The organism is Raoultella sp., from assembly GCF_039594335.1.
Classification (GTDB): Bacteria; Pseudomonadota; Gammaproteobacteria; order Enterobacterales; family Enterobacteriaceae; genus Klebsiella.
In genome coordinates this window covers 1-15,808 of the sequence record NZ_JBCNNS010000101.1, presented here as the reverse complement: position 1 = coordinate 15,808, position 15,808 = coordinate 1, and the positions used below count along the sequence as shown (strand labels likewise).

Annotated in this window: 13 protein-coding genes and 1 pseudogene; 9 read left to right on the top strand and 5 right to left on the bottom strand. The window is 54.8% G+C overall.

Translation table 11 applies throughout. From position 1 onward, the window contains the following. On the bottom strand, positions 1-285 hold a 285-nt coding region (locus tag ACZAHD_RS16610), incomplete at its 3' end, for an SDR family NAD(P)-dependent oxidoreductase (protein WP_462457749.1). A 525-nt stretch (positions 286-810) separates the two neighbouring features. Between ACZAHD_RS16610 and ACZAHD_RS16605 the strand changes: the two genes are divergently transcribed. The 5 genes and pseudogenes from ACZAHD_RS16605 (at position 811) to ACZAHD_RS16585 (ending at position 4,987) form a co-directional block, all read left to right on the top strand. Next, on the top strand, positions 811-1,032 hold the full coding sequence (locus tag ACZAHD_RS16605; protein WP_462457748.1) for a hypothetical protein: 222 nt from the start codon (positions 811-813) through the stop codon (positions 1,030-1,032). Further along, positions 1,019-3,064 (top strand): peptidyl-dipeptidase Dcp, encoded by a 2,046-nt coding sequence (gene dcp, locus ACZAHD_RS16600; RefSeq protein WP_462457747.1) that lies wholly within the window; start codon positions 1,019-1,021, stop codon positions 3,062-3,064. The genes ACZAHD_RS16605 and dcp overlap by 14 nt, the downstream gene beginning before the upstream one ends. A 571-nt stretch (positions 3,065-3,635) precedes the next feature. Further along, positions 3,636-3,761: a hypothetical protein gene (locus ACZAHD_RS16595; RefSeq protein WP_462457746.1), complete on the top strand. Its 126-nt coding sequence runs from the start codon at positions 3,636-3,638 to the stop codon at positions 3,759-3,761. Positions 3,762-4,423: 662 nt separating this feature from the next. Then, a pseudogene (locus ACZAHD_RS16590) lies at positions 4,424-4,561 on the top strand (hypothetical protein); the annotation flags it as partial. A 195-nt stretch (positions 4,562-4,756) separates the two neighbouring features. Beyond that, positions 4,757-4,987 carry a hypothetical protein gene (locus ACZAHD_RS16585; protein WP_004862401.1) on the top strand — a complete coding sequence of 77 codons (231 nt, stop codon included), beginning with the start codon at positions 4,757-4,759 and terminating at the stop codon, positions 4,985-4,987. 109 nt (positions 4,988-5,096) lie between these two features. Here the strand turns inward: ACZAHD_RS16585 and bla are convergent, their stop codons facing one another. After that, positions 5,097-5,972, bottom strand: a complete 876-nt coding sequence (gene bla, locus ACZAHD_RS16580) for a PLA/ORN/TER family class A beta-lactamase (protein ID WP_462457745.1) — start codon at positions 5,970-5,972, stop codon at positions 5,097-5,099. Between the two features lie 292 nt (positions 5,973-6,264). On the opposite strand from bla, the gene ACZAHD_RS16575 reads away from it, so the two are divergent. Both ACZAHD_RS16575 and ACZAHD_RS16570 read left to right on the top strand, forming a co-directional pair. After that, positions 6,265-6,528, top strand: coding sequence for a hypothetical protein (locus ACZAHD_RS16575; RefSeq protein ID WP_015584254.1), 264 nt, complete (start codon positions 6,265-6,267; stop codon positions 6,526-6,528). 101 nt (positions 6,529-6,629) lie between these two features. Next, on the top strand, positions 6,630-7,730 hold the full coding sequence (locus ACZAHD_RS16570; RefSeq protein WP_462457744.1) for an AAA family ATPase: 1,101 nt from the start codon (positions 6,630-6,632) through the stop codon (positions 7,728-7,730). Between the two features lie 42 nt (positions 7,731-7,772). Here the strand turns inward: ACZAHD_RS16570 and ACZAHD_RS16565 are convergent, their stop codons facing one another. Further along, on the bottom strand, positions 7,773-9,038 hold the full coding sequence (locus ACZAHD_RS16565) for an oligosaccharide MFS transporter (RefSeq protein ID WP_462457743.1): 1,266 nt from the start codon (positions 9,036-9,038) through the stop codon (positions 7,773-7,775). A gap of 185 nt (positions 9,039-9,223) precedes the next feature. After that, a complete protein-coding gene (locus ACZAHD_RS16560; protein ID WP_462457742.1) occupies positions 9,224-12,331 on the bottom strand; it encodes a beta-galactosidase in 3,108 nt (1,035 codons plus the stop codon). Between the two features lie 221 nt (positions 12,332-12,552). Between ACZAHD_RS16560 and ACZAHD_RS16555 the strand changes: the two genes are divergently transcribed. Continuing rightward, complete coding sequence (locus ACZAHD_RS16555; protein WP_462457741.1) at positions 12,553-13,617, top strand: LacI family DNA-binding transcriptional regulator; 1,065 nt, start codon at positions 12,553-12,555, stop codon at positions 13,615-13,617. A 583-nt stretch (positions 13,618-14,200) separates the two neighbouring features. Further along, positions 14,201-14,536 (top strand): TonB family protein, encoded by a 336-nt coding sequence (locus ACZAHD_RS16550; RefSeq protein ID WP_462457740.1) that lies wholly within the window; start codon positions 14,201-14,203, stop codon positions 14,534-14,536. 187 nt (positions 14,537-14,723) lie between these two features. On the opposite strand, the gene ACZAHD_RS16545 is transcribed toward ACZAHD_RS16550, so the two are convergent. Further along, entirely contained in the window at positions 14,724-15,683 is a 960-nt protein-coding gene (locus ACZAHD_RS16545; protein WP_462457739.1) for a YbgA family protein, read from the bottom strand. Positions 15,684-15,808 lie beyond the last annotated feature (125 nt).

The window sequence follows — 15,808 nt, the reverse complement described above, 5'->3', positions numbered from 1 at the left end:
GCTGGCTTTGTGCGCCGGCTCAAGGCCCAGTGCCAGGCCGGCGTTATTGACCAGCACATCGATGGCCTGCCATTCGCCCGGCAGCCCGGCAATCATCTCTTCAATCGCGGCACGATTACGTATGTCCAACTGCGCCGTATAGAGATTCTCGCCCAGCTCATCTTGCAATGTTTTCAGGCGCTCTTCACGACGCCCGGTGGCGATCACTTTGTGACCATTAGCGATAAAACGGCGAGTCATGCTTTCACCAAAACCTGCTGTTGCACCGGTAATCAGAATAATCATCATCGCTCCTGTCAATGTTCTCATCATGCCCTGGGCGTCTTTTACCCGGGCTTTCAATACCGTGTTGCTTAATATTTTTCGCTAAAATTGTTCCCCGGCGTGTCGCTGCGCTGCAAAGGGCAACAATCCGCAGAAAAAGATTCAGCAATGACGATAAGCGCGTTACAAGCACTGTAGCTACAAAAGAAAAGAGAGTCTACATCCGTGGAACAAACAATACGTTTCCAAAACAGGTAATTGCGATGGCGAATGCGGGAAAAACGCCTTTCAGCCGGGATCACAATCACCGTATTCAGAGGGAACGGTCTGCCGCTTTTGACCACCGGGAAACGACGGCGCTGGCCAATAAAGCATGCGAACCTTGTAGAAAAGTTGCCCGGAAAACATTCATTACATGAATTGATCATCGACGCATTATGGGGATTGTTACTCTGCCGCCGCACGACTGAAGAGCACAGTATCGGCACTTAAATCCATGTCGCGCCAGCACGCTGCGTCAGTGTATTTTGTCTGAGCAGGGCTCCGATGAAAGAATGGGAAGAAGAGAGCATCCCGACGCACGCTACCATCATCAGCACGGCGAACGATATTCCTGGTGTAGCGGGGGCGCTGCTGGTCGCCTGCGTTTTCTTTTTTGTGATGACTGTGTTTCCGCTGTCTTGCAGGCGGAAATCATTGCGGTCAATCAATGAGTTGCCTAATCTTACTGAATTAACGAGTCCAGGAGATGATGATGGCCGACAATAACCCCTTTTTGCGCGTCAGTCTGTTGCCTTATCAGGCACCCCATTTTGATCTGATTGATGATACCCATTACCGACCGGCCTTTGATGAAGGCGTTCGCCGTCAGCGGGCAGAGATTGCCGCAATAGTGAGTAACCCCGCACCGGCGGACTTTGCCAACACGCTGGTCGCTCTCGAACAGAGCGGGCAGTTGCTGGCGCGCGTCACCCGGGTGTTTTTTGCCATGGCAGGGGCGCATACCAACCCGACGCTCCAGGCGCTTGATGAGCAATTTTCTGCTGAACTGGCGGATCTGGGAAATGATATCTGGCTTAACGAGGCGCTGTTTCAGCGCGTGAAGCAGGTATGGCAGCAGCGTGATACCTTGCCGTCAGACAGCGAGTCCCGTCGGCTGCTGGAGATCACCTGGCAGCGTTTTACGCTGGCCGGTGCGACCCTGTCGGACGCGCAAAAAACGGAGCTGCGGGTTTTGAATACCCAGGCTGCGGCTCTGCAAAGTCAGTTTCAGCAGCGGCTGCTGGCAGCGGTGAAATCGGGTGGTCTGGTGGTCGACGACCCGGAGCAGTTAGAGGGACTCAGCGATGAAGAGATTGTCGAAGCCGCGGACGCCGCGCGGGAAAAAGGGCTAAGCGACCGCTGGTTGTTGCCTTTGCTGAACACTACCCAGCAGCCGGCGTTGCTCGCTTTACGTCATCGCCAGACGCGTGAGAATCTGTTTGCGGCGGGCTGGAACCGCAATCAGAAGGGCGATGCGAATGATACCCGCGAGCTGGTGCTTCGCCTGGCGGAGATTCGCGCCCGGAAAGCTGAGCTGTTGGGGGTAGCAGATTACGCCAACTGGTCGATGGCCGACCAAATGGCGGCAACACCCGAGGCCGCATTTGCGTTCATGCGTCGGATAGCTCCGCCCGCCCGGGCAAGAGCGGAGCGGGAACTGGCGGATATCCAGCGGGTGATTGAGAGTGAGGGCGGCGGTTTTAAGGCTGAAGCCTGGGACTGGTTGTACTACGGCGAACAGGTGCGCCGGACGACGTTCGCCATCGATGAAGCACAGCTAAAACCCTATTTCGCCCTCGATCGCGTTTTACAGGATGGCGTATTCTGGACGGCGTCCCGGTTGTTTGGTCTGCGGTTTGTCGAACGCTTTGATATTCCGGTTTATCATCCGGATGTCCGGGTATGGGAAATCTTTGACGCCAATGGAGAAGGTCTGGCGTTGTTTTACGGCGACTACTTCTCGCGGGATTCGAAAAGCGGCGGGGCGTGGATGGACGTTTTCGTTGAGCAATCCACGTTGCTTGAGCAGCATCCGGTGATTTACAACGTCTGTAACTACCAGAAACCGAAGGCTGGCCACAGCGCGCTGCTCTCCTGGGATGAGGTCATCACCTTATTCCATGAATTTGGTCATGCGCTGCACGGGCTGTTTGCCAGTCAGCGTTACGCCAGCCTGTCGGGGACCAATACTCCGCGCGATTTTGTTGAGTTTCCGTCGCAGATCTACGAGCACTGGGCCAGTGAACCGCAGGTGTTCGCCCACTATGCGCGCCATTACCAGACCGGGGAAGCGATGCCGGATACGCTGCGTGAGCGCATGCTGCGCGCGGCGAAGTTTAATAAGGGCTATGACATGAGCGAGCTGCTGGCGGCGGCGCTGTTGGATATGCACTGGCATAGTCTCTCGTCGACGGATATTCCGCGCGATGTCGATAGCTTCGAAGCGACGGCGTTGCGTAAGGAGCAGATGGACCTGGCCGCCGTGCCGCCACGTTACCGTAGCAGCTATTTTTCGCATATTTTCGGCGGCGGCTATGCGGCAGGCTATTATGCCTATCTGTGGACGCAGATGCTGGCCGATGACGGCTATCAGTGGTTTGTTGAGCACGGTGGCCTGAACCGTGAAAACGGCCAGCGCTTCCGAGAGGCGATTTTATCTCGCGGGAATAGCACTGATTTAGCTGAACTTTATCGTCAGTGGCGCGGACACGATCCAAAGATTGAGCCGATGCTGGAAAATCGCGGATTGAGTGCATAAGGCAACTGCATGTTGGCATCAGAACCGGGCTTGATGCCCGGTTTTTTTATCCGTTTTTCTCCACCTGGCTCTCTGAAATTTCTCCCCCAAATGCATTTTTAGATGTTGGTGACATTACTGACAACGCTGTTGACCTCTGGAATAACATACAGCGACACTCGAGATTTATAAACTTAATGAAAGCGCCCAACCGTTGTATATACCACAGGTTGAAGAAGGGGGGCGTCAAGCAGAGGGCGATAAATGATGTGAGGTCGCGAGAGTATTTATAAAAATAAAACCGTGGCGGATGTTTTACGACACTTTGCTCCCACGGATGCTTTAACCTGGCATCGATTGGATATCTGTTCGATACAATTTTGATGTGATTGCGAATGGTGAATTATTAAGGACACATCAGCGGTTATTTACAGAAGGTTAATTTAAAGCATACAGGGAAGCCGCTGTCAGAAAAGGGGCCAAACTGGCGGAGCCTGACTTTGTAACGGAAAAACGATACGTAAGAGGAAAGTATTCAGCTGTAATATGAAACACGGTAAGAGGGTGGGATTGTCGCTGCAGGAGGTGAGAAATGGAGGTTTGCAGCTGCTCAATGGAGAACTCGACTGGCGCGGTGGCGGTGGTGCATCCCCTGTGCTGCGATGCACGTCGTCATGGCTCCATCGAACCACATGCATTTATTCTCAACAATCCGTGAAGAAGGTCGGTTAAAAAATGCCCCGGCTATCAATGCCAACAAAAAGGCCAGCAACGGAATGATTTTATGTGTTCTCACAAGATAAGAAATCCGGTATCGCAGATAATGTTTCGTAATTTACACCATCAAGATGAATGTCGCGTGACAACCTTCAGACAATGAACAAGAAATCCCCCTTTTCACCACTCCAATGGGCGTACAGGAAAAAGGGGGTGAAATGACACTATCAACATTTCAAAAGTAACAACCGGTAGGTATCGCAATTCACAATACAACTAAATCATCATAGTGGGTATAAGTTGACCAGAGTATTTCATTATGATCGAACGCGAAAGAGTGCGGGAAAAATCCCCTTACAGGCTCTGGCAGGGAAAAGGCGCAGGCAAACTGCTAAGCCCTTTATTCACGGGTATTTTGTCTGAGTTGATAAATGGATCAGGGTGACGTATTTCACCTACACACTATTTTCAGGAATCTGTCACCGCGGTGATGGGAAAATCATATGAAACTTGCATGCGGCCGGGACGGGTGGCAACAACGTATGTAAGGAGCTGATTTTGATAGATTCAATCCACTATCAGAAGCAGGTTAATTTACACGAGAACGCCGGAAGGTAACTAACTTGCTGTTTAGCATCAATAAATATTCCAGTTGAAATGCGCTTCTCGCAGATTTTCGGCGGCGATTATGACTGTCTGTGGACGCAGTGGCTGGGCGACGACGGCTATCAGTGGTTTGTTGAGTCCGGCGGTCTCACTCGTGAAAACGGTCAGCGCTTGCGTACCGCGATCTTGTCGCGGCGAAAGAGATCCGGTTTTTAACTCCAGCCGCCAGACCTCTTCCGGCGTTAGCCTCAGTGACGTTTTGCAACCTGAATGGCGTTGTTAAACAGACAAATATTAACCCTTTATAATTAATGTTTTTTTGCTGTTTATTTTCCCTTGCATAGACGAGAATATCCTCCCCGAGAATAAAATGGCTGAAAAGGATCCGCTATGTTAGAAAAATACTTCCAGTTTGATGGCGATAGTGGTGACGCGGCTATCGAGAAGCATAAACGTTTGCTCGCTGTTCAGGCGGCATTAGAAATTTCGAAAGCCGCTGTCTCTTCATCAACGGCGAATTCCGGTATTCGTAGCCAGATGGATTTACGCAATGTGGCTCAGGAAGTCGCTTCTCTGGCTGATGCCATTCAGGACGCTCTCGAAGGCTACGAGGAAAACTAATCCCGGCTATCGTGCTAATGTTTTCGCGTCAGGCCTCGCGTTGGCGAGGCCTTTACGTCAGAGGGCTCATTGTCCGGAGGCTTCCTGATGGAGTCCGTCCGCTGCCCGGCTATGGCTTTTTATCGTCTCCGGACCAGTGGGTAACCAGCGTTTCGCCGATGGACGCAATCTGTTTATTGCGCTCATCCATGGAGGCCGGCGTTCCGGTTAAATAAATCACCACGATACGAGCGGCTTTACCGTCCGGACCGAGAGCGGCGATGATCCCGCGCGAGCCGCGATTGCCGGCTCCGCTCTTATCGGCGATAAACCAGCCCTCCGGTAGTGCTGAACGCAACAGCGGTCCTGCAACTTTATCCTCTACCATCCAGCGTTGTAACTGCTGCTGTGACGCGGTGGAAAGCATGCGCCCGGTCAACAGATTCCGCAGTGTCCTGGCCATCGCTTCCGGAGTCGTGGTATCACGCTCGTCGCCCGGCCGCGCTTCATTGAGTTCCGTTTCCCAACGGTCGAGCCGCGAGGTCTGGTCACCGCTGCGGCGCAGGAAGGTGGTGAGCCCTTGTGGGCCGCCGAGGGTGGTCAGCAGCAGGTTTGCCGCCGTATTATCACTCAGGGTAATCGCGGCAGCGCACAGTTCGGCCACAGTCAACCCATCGGTAAGGTGCTTCTCCGTCACCGGAGAGTATTCAACCAGATCCTGCTGCCGGTAATGGATACGGCGATCGAGCTGTTCTTTACCGGCATCGACGCGCGACAAAACTGCGCCGCAGAGCAGCACTTTGGAGGTGCTCATCATCGGAAAGCGTTCGCCAGAGCGATAGCCAGCCAGCAGTTGGCCAGACGCTAAATCCAGTTCGGCGTAGCCGACCCGGCCCTGAAGCTGGCTTTCGGCGTGTTTGACCGTCTTCACCGTGGCTTCATGCGCCCAGCCGGGGAGCGCCAGAGCGGCTAACAATGGGAGAAGGGCGAATCGAGATTGACGCATAGCGGAATGTTTCCCTGAAGGATGTTGTACGCCCGCCGATCTGGCGGTTTTTGCGGACGTCACGGAAAATAAGCAAAAAATAAACATAAATAAGAGTTATGAAGATTCACAATTTCTCTTTTTTCCTTCATTATCAGCCAGCTTTTACCAGTAATAATCAATGCTTAGCTCAGTATATGAAAGAGTTTTTTTCATTCGGGCTGACATGAACTATAAGAATGTACTTAAGGTTGAGTAAATGCTCTACACCGTCGGCAATCACATATTAACCATTGATCCATCCAGGAGGAACATGGTGGACCCGCTAATTAAGGTCATGCTGGTGGGGGGAAAGGCGGATGGGCTGCTGGTCAGCGTCGCCGGTACCGCGACGGAACTGTCCGTCACCGCCGCGCAGTATGGCGCGAAATCTGGCAACCCGCTGAGCTATCGGATTGTTTCGCAAACGATCGATGATGAGCGCTATTTTTTCGGCGTGTTTAGCGAAACCCATGACGATGCCGACAAGCTCAAACGTGTGGCCCTGACCCGAGGCATGAAAAAGTCTCTCCGCTGAGTGCGTCCTCGCCGGGCGATTAACCTTCGTTCGGCCTGACCGTGTTCTCATTCCCCTTGTTTGCCACTGTTGTCGCACGGAGTTTTTTCATCGGGAGCACCATGATTCACCATATCCGCATACAAAATTTCAGGTCGGTCAGGGATATCGAACTGGAACTGGGCGCACTCAATATTGTGTTTGGGCCGAATGGCTGCGGCAAGTCCAATATCTACAAAGCCATTCACCTGTTAACCGCCTCCGCTGACGGCAAGTTCTCAGGTTATATCAGCGAGGAGGGCGGGCTGGAAAATGTGATGTGGTCAGGGCGTACGGCGCCCACGGCGCGCCACCCGCGACGGCTACAAATTTCCTGTCTGACCGGCGAGTTCGACTATGAACTCCAGGTGGGCTTCCCGGAAAAACTGCCTTATCCCACGCAGTTTATGCTCGACCCGATCGTTAAAGAGGAGTCCATCTGGCTGGCGGGATTCTCCCGGCGACCTTCCGCCAGGGTTTTGCAGCGTAAAAACCAGGCCGCGTTTCTGCTCGATGTCAACGGTGAGAAAAATACCTTCACCGACACAATTTATGAGAACGAGTCGATCTTTGGTCAACTGGGTGAGCCGCACCGCTTCCCGGAAGTTTCTCGCGTCCGGGAAACAATGCGCCAGTGGCGTTTCTACCACGAATTTAATATCGGCCGCCATTCGGCGCTTCGCCATCCGACGGTGGGTTACCGTTCACCGGTGCTGGACAGCGACGGGCATAACCTCGCCGCCGCTTTTCAGACGATTGTCGAAATTGGCGCCGAAGAGCTCCTGCACGAGATTCTGGCCGCCGCCTTTCCGGAGTGCGCTTTTTTTTGCGAAAACGACAACTCGCGCTTCTCGATTAAGATGCGACGTAACGGGGTGTTTCGCCCGCTGCTGGCGGCGGAAATGTCGGACGGCACGCTGCGGTTTTTATGTCTGGCGGTCGCGCTGTTGAGTCCGCGCCCGCCGGCATTTCTGGCGATCAACGAACCGGAAAATAGCCTCCATCGGCAGATGTTCCCGGCGCTGGCCCGGCTGATTGTCGAGGCTTCCCGCTATAGCCAAATCTGGTTGACCAGCCATTCTGCCGAGCTAGCGGCGCTTATCTCCTCGCAGGCCGACAGCCGGATATACGAGCTGGAAAACAGCGACGGCGAGACGCGAATTAAAGCCGCGGTGGCCGGGTAATGTTAGCGGCCCGTCTTGCACAACGGGCTACTCATTGGCAGTTTACGCGGCGTTGTTATAGCCGGCGGTTGGCAGCAGCGTTTTACTGCCTTTGAGGGTGAACAGCGAAAGCACGGTAAAGCACAGGGTAATAGAACCCAGAATCAGATAAGCCTGATGGAAGCCGACGGTGTCGTACATTCGGCCAACCCATGCCGACAGCACCACGCCGGAGAGCTGTTTCGATAAGTTAAAACCGATCAGGAACAGGGTGGCGGACAATTTCGGGTTAAACGCCGACGAAATATATTTAAAGGTGCCGACTAGCAGGAACGGGACTTCAAACATATGCAGCATTTTTAAAATCACCACTTCGACCGACGTGGTGGCAAATGAAGAGCCGAGAATACGAACAGACATAATGATCCCGGCGGTCAGCAGCGCATTTTTCGCCCCGATACGGTTCACAATCGCCGGGGCGCAGAACATGATCAGCGCATTCAGTAATTCGCCGCCGGTGGTGACGAAACCAAAGACTTCGGTTCCGTGCTGCGGGTCAGCAAAAAAGCCTTTAAAAAAATTGGCAAACTGCTGGTCGAATACGTCATAGACGCTGGCGACGCCGACCACATAGACAATAAATCCCCAGAATCGCGGCATTCGCAGCAGTTCAGCGGCGACGCGCAGAGAAAACGCCTGACGGTTTGCGCCTAAGGCATCCATCACCTGGGCGCTGTTGCTGCTTTCCGGGCGGGAGAACCACAGCAACACCCCGAGAACCAGCGCAAAGCCGGAGGCAATCCAGAAGGTGATATTGGGATCAATACCAAACAAGATACCGGTGATTGACGCGCAGAGCGCCCAGCCGATACAGCCAGCAACGCGGACCTTGCCATATTCGAATCGGTTGGCGCGACTGACCCGCTCGATGTAGGCTTCGACCGCGCCGGAACCGCTGGAGAAGACAATTCCCAGATAGAGTCCTCCCATCAGCGCCCCGGCGATAATATTGATCTGCAACAGCGGAGAGAAGACAAAAATAAAGAATGGGGCAAACAGAATTAATAAGATGGTGATAGTCCACAGCAGGTGTTTACGCAGTCCCAGCTTATCTGATATCAAACCAAATATCGGCTGGCAAATAATGGCGAACAGTGAAATAGCAGAGAAGACAATCCCGGTTTCCGTTTTGGTTAAATGGTTTACATCCGCCAGCCATACCGGAAAAAACGGGAAATAGGCCGACATAATGAAGTAGTAAAAGAAAAAGAACAGCAGGAAATAAACAAAATTATGCCGTTCGCGCGGCGCCAGTTCAGAGAATTTCATAGAGATGTTCCAGTGTTATTATACTCGTCATTATTCCGACTGCCTGATATTGGTGGCACGCTGTTCTCTGCGTGATATTTGCCATCCCTTGGTTTCGGCCCGGATGCTGCCCCTTTCCGCCATGATGCATCCCGAATATGCGGGTATAGCCGTTTTATAGGGGGGCGAGAGCCCCCGTTGAGGGTTTAGCGTAAAGACAGAGAGAGCTGGTACTGCCACCGGGTCCCGAGCAACAGCCACTGCGGCAGCACGCTGGGTGTCCAGGAGTCATCGCCGCCGACGCCCATATGCTCGCCGTCCAGGGTGATCCAGACGCCTTTTTCTGGTGTCATCCGGTGCCAGTGGTCGGTTGCCATGAGCTGCGCGGTGCTGTAGGGCTGAACTGAGAAGTGGAAGTTACCGCTCACGTGCCAGCGTCCCCAATCCAACGCTGTGTTGTCGCAGCGCAGGCCGTTTTCCGTCGGAAAAATATAGGGTGTGCTCATCGCTTCCAGCGGAAGCTGCCAGCGGGCGAAACAGGCACTGCTCTTGCGATCAGGGTAGTTTTCATGCGGTCCGTAGCCGAGCCATGAGACGGGCGCCTGCTGGTCAGGGACCTGGAAGTGGAGACCTACGCGCGGCAGCGGCGGCAGCGTGCTGGACCGCTCGCCGCTCACCGCCAGATGCAGACGGCCATCGCTAGCAAAGGTCATCCGCCACTGGCTGACGATGACCACTTCATCGCCGCGAAGATAGTGCCAGCAGCTGTCGACAATGGTCTCATGTGCCAGGCGCTCAGCGGTACAGTGAACGCAGCGCGCTTCGAGCGCATAAAGTCCGGCACTTTTCCAGCGCTCAACCCAGGCGTTGGGGTCGATACGATCCGTTTCGCTAATGCCAATATCGTTATCCAGCGGAGCGCGAACGAATTGATCGCGCAGCGGAGACAGCAGCTGTTCTGCGCCTTCCGCCAGCCAGTGGGTTAACAGGCCGCTCTGACGATCGATAATCCATTGCTGAGATCCCTGACGGACGATGAAGATCTCATCATCGATGGTCAGCTCCGGTGCCGGACCGATGGCGGCGGTCGCGGGTAAGACCAGCGGGGCGGCGAGGGCAAACTGCTTCCAGGCCACGCGGTGCCCGGCGACAGACCACGCCGTCGCCTGCGGCTGGACAACTTCCAGCGTCAGCCAGACCTCCGTGGCGCCTGCCGGCAAGGTCGGGCCGTCACACAAGGTAAAATCGCCCTGGCCCTGCGGCGCGAGGTTCAACGCCAGACTGCCGCTGGCCACGGTTTCGCCGGCGGACTGCACCTGCCAGTTCAGCACTTCATTATCGGTGGCGCGGAACAGGTATTCGCTCTCAACACCGATCCGCAGCGGGGACTGCGCCAGCAGGGTAAACTGGAAATATTGCTGAGCATGTTTCGCTTCAACCAGCGAAGGATGAGGGCGACGATCCGGGAACACCAGCCCGTTCATGCAGAACTGCCGGTCGTTCGGTGTGTCGCCAAAATCCCCGCCGTAGGCCCAGCCGACGCTGCCGTCCTCAAAGGTCTTTTCAATCGCCTGATCCGCCCAGTCCCAGATAAAGCCGCCCTGCAGGCGTGGATATTCCCGGAAGGCCTGCCAGTAATCGGCAAAATTACCGAGGCTGTTGCCCATCGCATGAGCATATTCGCAGAGAATCAGCGGTCGCTGTTCGCCGGGCAGACTAATCCACTTTTTAATGCCCCATTTCGGCACGGCGGGAATCAGCTGATCGCGTTCCACACGGGCGTACATCGGGCAGAGAATATCGGTCGCCGCGCTGTCAGCGCCGCCGCCTTCGTACTGGACCGGACGCGTGGGATCTTCGCGTTTCAGCCAGCGATACAGGGCTTCATGGTTCGCGCCACAGCCGGACTCGTTACCCAGCGACCAGATAATAATCGACGGATGGTTACGGTGACTTTGCAACATCCGGGTGACGCGTGCGCTGTAGGCCGGCAGCCAGGCCGGATCGTCGGAGAGGCGGTTCATTGGCACCATACCATGGGTTTCGATGTTCGCCTCATCGACCACGTACAGGCCGTAGCGGTTGCACAGTTCATACCAGCGCGCGGCGTTCGGATAGTGCGAACAGCGTACAGCGTTAAAGTTATTTTGCTTCATCAACAGAATATCCTGCAGCATATCCTCTTCGGTCACCACCTGGCCGCGCTGATGGTGGTGCTCATGGCGATTCACCCCGCGGATCAGCAGCGGTTTGCCGTTGAGCAGCAACAGACCGTTGCTGATCTCCACCCGGCGAAAGCCGATGTCCCAGGCTTCGGCTTCAACCAGTTCTTCGCCGTGCCACAGGGCCACCACGGTACGATAGCAGTGGGGCGTCTCCGCGCTCCATTGCCGCGGTTTTTCCACCGCCAGGACAAGCGTTGCCCGTTCGGCATAATGACCTCGTTCATCAACTGGTGCAGAACCGGGCCGCCGGCGCTGGCGGGCAATCAGCTGTTCGCCATCCCACAGGCTGACTTCAGCCTCCAGCCCGGCCAACTGCTCGCCAGCGGCGGAGATGGTCAGGTTGACCTGCAGCTCACCGTCGCGATACAGCGCATCCAGATGGGGGGAAATCTGCACGTCGCTCAGGTGCGGCTTTGGTTTGTTCAGCAACCACACCGAGCGGAAAATCCCGCTCATGCGCCACATATCCTGATCTTCAAGCCAGGTGCCGGCGCTCCAGCGCATGACCATCACGCACAGCCGGTTTGCGCCCGCCCGCAGATAAGGGGTCAGGTCGAAAGCCGCCGGCAGCCGGCTATCCTGGGAGTAACCGACCCATACCCCGTTGCACCACAGGTGAAACGCGGAGTTAACGCCGTCAAAAATAATCTGCGTCAGGCCATCGGCCAGCCAGTTTTGCTCCAGCGTGATGTTCAGCGAGTACAGGCCGGTCGGATTCTCTTCCGGGACCCGCGGCGGGGTTGTATCGATGGGATAGCGGACGTTGGTATAGACTGGCGCGTCGTAGCCTTCCATCTGCCAGTTAGAGGGCACCGGCGTGCTGCGACTCGTGTCGAGATCGCGCTCGACCCAGTGGGCATCGACGGCAAACGGGCTGGGGGACCAGGAGAACTGCCATTGCCCGTCGAGCAGACGGAGGCGATCGGAAGGGCGGTTGTCCCGGGCTTCATCGAGCGATCGCCAACTGGCAAATGTCGGATGAGCCGCCAGGCGGTTAAGGTGAGTGATGGTCTGATTTTGCCAATCTTCACGGGCCAGCACGTCCTGAAACGTCAACGAGCGAACCGTGTGTGAGTCATGTTGTTGCATAGGCATACCTGACGGATAAATGAGGAAAATGTCATTCGCTAGACAAAGATGATGTCGTTATCAGATATTTTTCTTCATACCGCAATACTCATGAAAATGAAACCGACTCACGATCACGAAACTCCAGGATAAGCGCTGATTTTTGTCGTCAATCAGACATAAAATGTTAGCGGACGACATTTATCGTCATCAGACTGATTTTACGCTGACAGGAGGGGATTATGCAGCGGCGCTCGGCAACCTTAGACGATGTGGCCCACGAGGCCGGCGTTTCTCAGCAAACGGTCTCCCGGGTGCTGAATCGTCCCGATGTGGTCTCCGCGCGGACTCGCGAGAAAGTGATCCGTGCGATGCAGGCGCTGCACTATGTTCCCAACCGATCGGCGCAGCTGCTGGCGGGGAAAGCGGCACCTTCAATCGGGCTGATTACGGCATCACTGACGCTGCACGCGCCGTCACAAATCGCATCGGCAGTGAAAAGCCACGCCGGTGCTCATCAGCTGGAAGTGTCCATCGCCATGCCTGAACGCAGCGACTATGCTTCGCTTCAGACCCGGCTGGATGAGTTTCGTGCTCAGCATATTCGCGGCGCGATTATCAGCCTGCCGCTGGAGAGCAGCATCGCGGAACGGCTGGTGAAGGAAAACTCCGATATCGCCTGTCTGTTTCTTGATGTTTCGCCGGAGACGGAAGTCTCCTGCGTGCGCTTTGATCATCGTGACGGCTGCGGTGCCTGCGTCCGGCATCTCTGGGGACTCGGCCATCGGGAATTTGGCCTGCTGGCCGGTCCGGAAAGTTCGGTCTCTGCCCGGATGCGCCTTGGTAGCTGGCGGGAAACCTTGCACAGCCTGGGCGTGAGCCAGGCCATGACGGTGTTTGGTGACTGGAGCGCTGCGAGCGGCTGGCAGAAAACCTTTGAATTGCTCCACCTCCAGCCGCGGCTCAGCGCCATCGTCGTGGCCAATGACCAGATGGCATTAGGGGTACTCAGCGCGCTGGCGCAGCTTAATCGCACCGGTAACAGCGCCGTATCGGTCACCGGCTACGACGATACGGCGGACAGCCTTTACTTTCAACCGCCGCTGACGACCGTGGCGCAGAACTTCGATCTGCTTGGGCAACGTGCGGTGGAGCTGCTGACCCAGCAGATGGCGGCGCCGCAGGTGCCGATCCGCGAATTGTTACCCACCCGCTTGATCGTCCGCCAGTCAACCTGGCCTCGTGAGGGGCAATATCCCCGCGATCCGCTGATTACGCAGCTCAAAGCGCTGGTGGATAAACTGTAAGCGGATGTCGGTTTAACTTTCATTGAAGATAAATATGCTAGCGTATGGCCAGGCGTAGAAGGAGATGGAAAATGCTTCTACGTAAAATGCAAAACACAATCTATCCATGCAAGCATTTATTCACCGCCACTCGCTGGCGGTTTTTTTTGGCCGCTATTCCCGCATCAGTTATCGTATTTTGTTTTATGCTGCAATTTGCCTGTTAAATATACAGAAAGAAGAATAAAGACATTGTTTTTCAGAGCAGTGGTGAGGCGTTGTTTGGGGATTGTCGGTTTTAATCCAGCATAAAATTCTGCTGAAAAGGGGTGAGGTATCCAGCTCTTTGTGACGGTAACAATGGCGCCATGCCCAGCGGATTATTGCCTGAATTCAAATTTAACCCTTTGTTGCAGAAGGCTTTCATTTTGGACGTAATAATCAAATTTCTTCTTTTGCACATTCAGGATCATTGAGTGCGAATCAACTTTCCATAACAGCCTGTTTGCCGGTTGCGCCTGCCAACCTCAGAAAAAGAGGGAAAAAACCGCTCGACATCCGCCGGTCGTGATAATATTGAGAATTATTATCAATATGGAAGATGATGATGAAAATCTCCGCGGCGCTACTTTTTGTCGGCTGCTGCCTGATATCGGCCTGCACCAGCCAGATGAAAGGACTTGCTCCCGAACAACTTGTTTTCACGCAACCCGTTTATCCTTACTACGCTCTGGCTAACCACCTCGACGGGGAAGTCAAAATCCGTTTTGATGTCGATGCGAGCGGCAAAGTGGAAAAAATGTGGATATTAACCTCAGAACCACAGCATCTGTTCGATGATGCCGTGATTTCCGCCGTGGCAAAATGGCGCTTTGAGAGCAATAAGCCCTATAAGGGAATGACCAAAACGATCCGCTTTAAATTAAACAATGCCGGTTAAGGTGAATTCGGCAGCCGATCTTTTTGCTCCGGGTTCACCCGGTCATTATTCAGTCTCTCTTTGCTGTTGGCTGTACTTCATCGTTCAGGCAAAACATCTGTGCGAAGGACAATGCCGGGATAGCGACGGGAGTAATGGGCTCGCGACGGGAGTAACGGGCTCGCGACGGCGGGCCCGTTTTACGTCATCAGAGAAGTCCCAGGCGCAGACCTAAATCCTGGGGATAGGGGTTAAAGTAGTTTTGCGTCAGCAAGTAGCGGTCCGGGAATTCGGCCAGGTAGTGTTTCAGCAAGGTGATCGGCGCGAGTATCGGCAGCAAACCGGCGCGATAGTTGAGGATCACCTCGCGAAGTTCCCCGCGCTGGCGGCGATTGAGCCGATCGCGGAAGTAGCCCTGGATATGCATCAGCACGTTGGTATGGTTTTTCCGCGAAGCGGGTTGTTTCAGAATGGCCATCAGCTTAGCGCGATAAGCGACAAAGAAGGCATCCAGATCTTCCCACTGGTGAAGGGCGGCAACGAAAGGCCCAATTTCGCGATAGCCCGCCTGGTCATGCGCCAGCAACTGCAATTTGTACTGGCTATGGAAATCCAGTAGCGCACGACGGCTGAGCCCTTGCGCGCGTAGGGTATGTAACTGGTGCAGCGCGAAGACGCGCTCGACAAAGTTTTCCCGCAGCACCGGGTCGTGCAGTCGGCCATCTTCTTCTACCGGCAGCCACGGATAGTGCGACAGCAATGTCTGCGTGAAAAGACCCACTCCCTCTTTACGCCCGCGGTGACCTCTTTCGTCATACAGCCGTACGCGCTCCATACCGCAGCTGGGCGATTTCGCACAGACAACAAAGCCAGAGAGGGCGTCCACGTTGGGGAGAAATGACGCGGTAAATCCGGCCATTTTCTCCGTCACATCCTCGTGTGGCGTTTGGCTAAAACGCATCTGAATGGTTCCTTCGCGGGTTTGCACCAGACGAAGGGCCTGGCGAGGCGTGGGTAGGCCGATGGCCATCTCCGGGCAGACGGGTTTGAAGACAACCCAATCCGCTAGTTCGTCCATGACAAAGCCCATACGTTTATGCCCGCCGTCAAATCGTACGGCTGAGCCGGTTAAACATGCGCTGATTCCCACTGCGGGTTGCGTGTTCATTGTGCCGTCCTCTTATTGCCCTCGTTGCAGGAAGAACCGGTGAACCCGCTGTTACCGGGCCGCGCAATGCCTCCACAGAGTTAAAACTTACACAATAACTAAATTTTGTCCAATTATTGGCGAGG

Excerpts from the sequence above, each read along its gene's own strand:
- ACZAHD_RS16585 (WP_004862401.1), top strand. The coding sequence starts at position 4,757 with ATGTTAGAAAAATACTTCCAGTTTGATGGCGATAGTGGTGACGCGGCT.
- ACZAHD_RS16550 (WP_462457740.1), top strand. The coding sequence starts at position 14,201 with ATGATGAAAATCTCCGCGGCGCTACTTTTTGTCGGCTGCTGCCTGATA.
- ACZAHD_RS16575 (WP_015584254.1), top strand. The coding sequence starts at position 6,265 with ATGGTGGACCCGCTAATTAAGGTCATGCTGGTGGGGGGAAAGGCGGAT.
- dcp (WP_462457747.1), top strand. The coding sequence starts at position 1,019 with ATGGCCGACAATAACCCCTTTTTGCGCGTCAGTCTGTTGCCTTATCAG.
- ACZAHD_RS16560 (WP_462457742.1), bottom strand. The coding sequence starts at position 12,331 with ATGCAACAACATGACTCACACACGGTTCGCTCGTTGACGTTTCAGGAC.
- ACZAHD_RS16595 (WP_462457746.1), top strand. The coding sequence starts at position 3,636 with ATGGAGGTTTGCAGCTGCTCAATGGAGAACTCGACTGGCGCGGTGGCG.
- bla (WP_462457745.1), bottom strand. The coding sequence starts at position 5,972 with ATGCGTCAATCTCGATTCGCCCTTCTCCCATTGTTAGCCGCTCTGGCG.
- ACZAHD_RS16565 (WP_462457743.1), bottom strand. The coding sequence starts at position 9,038 with ATGAAATTCTCTGAACTGGCGCCGCGCGAACGGCATAATTTTGTTTAT.
- ACZAHD_RS16605 (WP_462457748.1), top strand. The coding sequence starts at position 811 with ATGAAAGAATGGGAAGAAGAGAGCATCCCGACGCACGCTACCATCATC.
- ACZAHD_RS16570 (WP_462457744.1), top strand. The coding sequence starts at position 6,630 with ATGATTCACCATATCCGCATACAAAATTTCAGGTCGGTCAGGGATATC.
- ACZAHD_RS16555 (WP_462457741.1), top strand. The coding sequence starts at position 12,553 with ATGCAGCGGCGCTCGGCAACCTTAGACGATGTGGCCCACGAGGCCGGC.
- ACZAHD_RS16545 (WP_462457739.1), bottom strand. The coding sequence starts at position 15,683 with ATGAACACGCAACCCGCAGTGGGAATCAGCGCATGTTTAACCGGCTCA.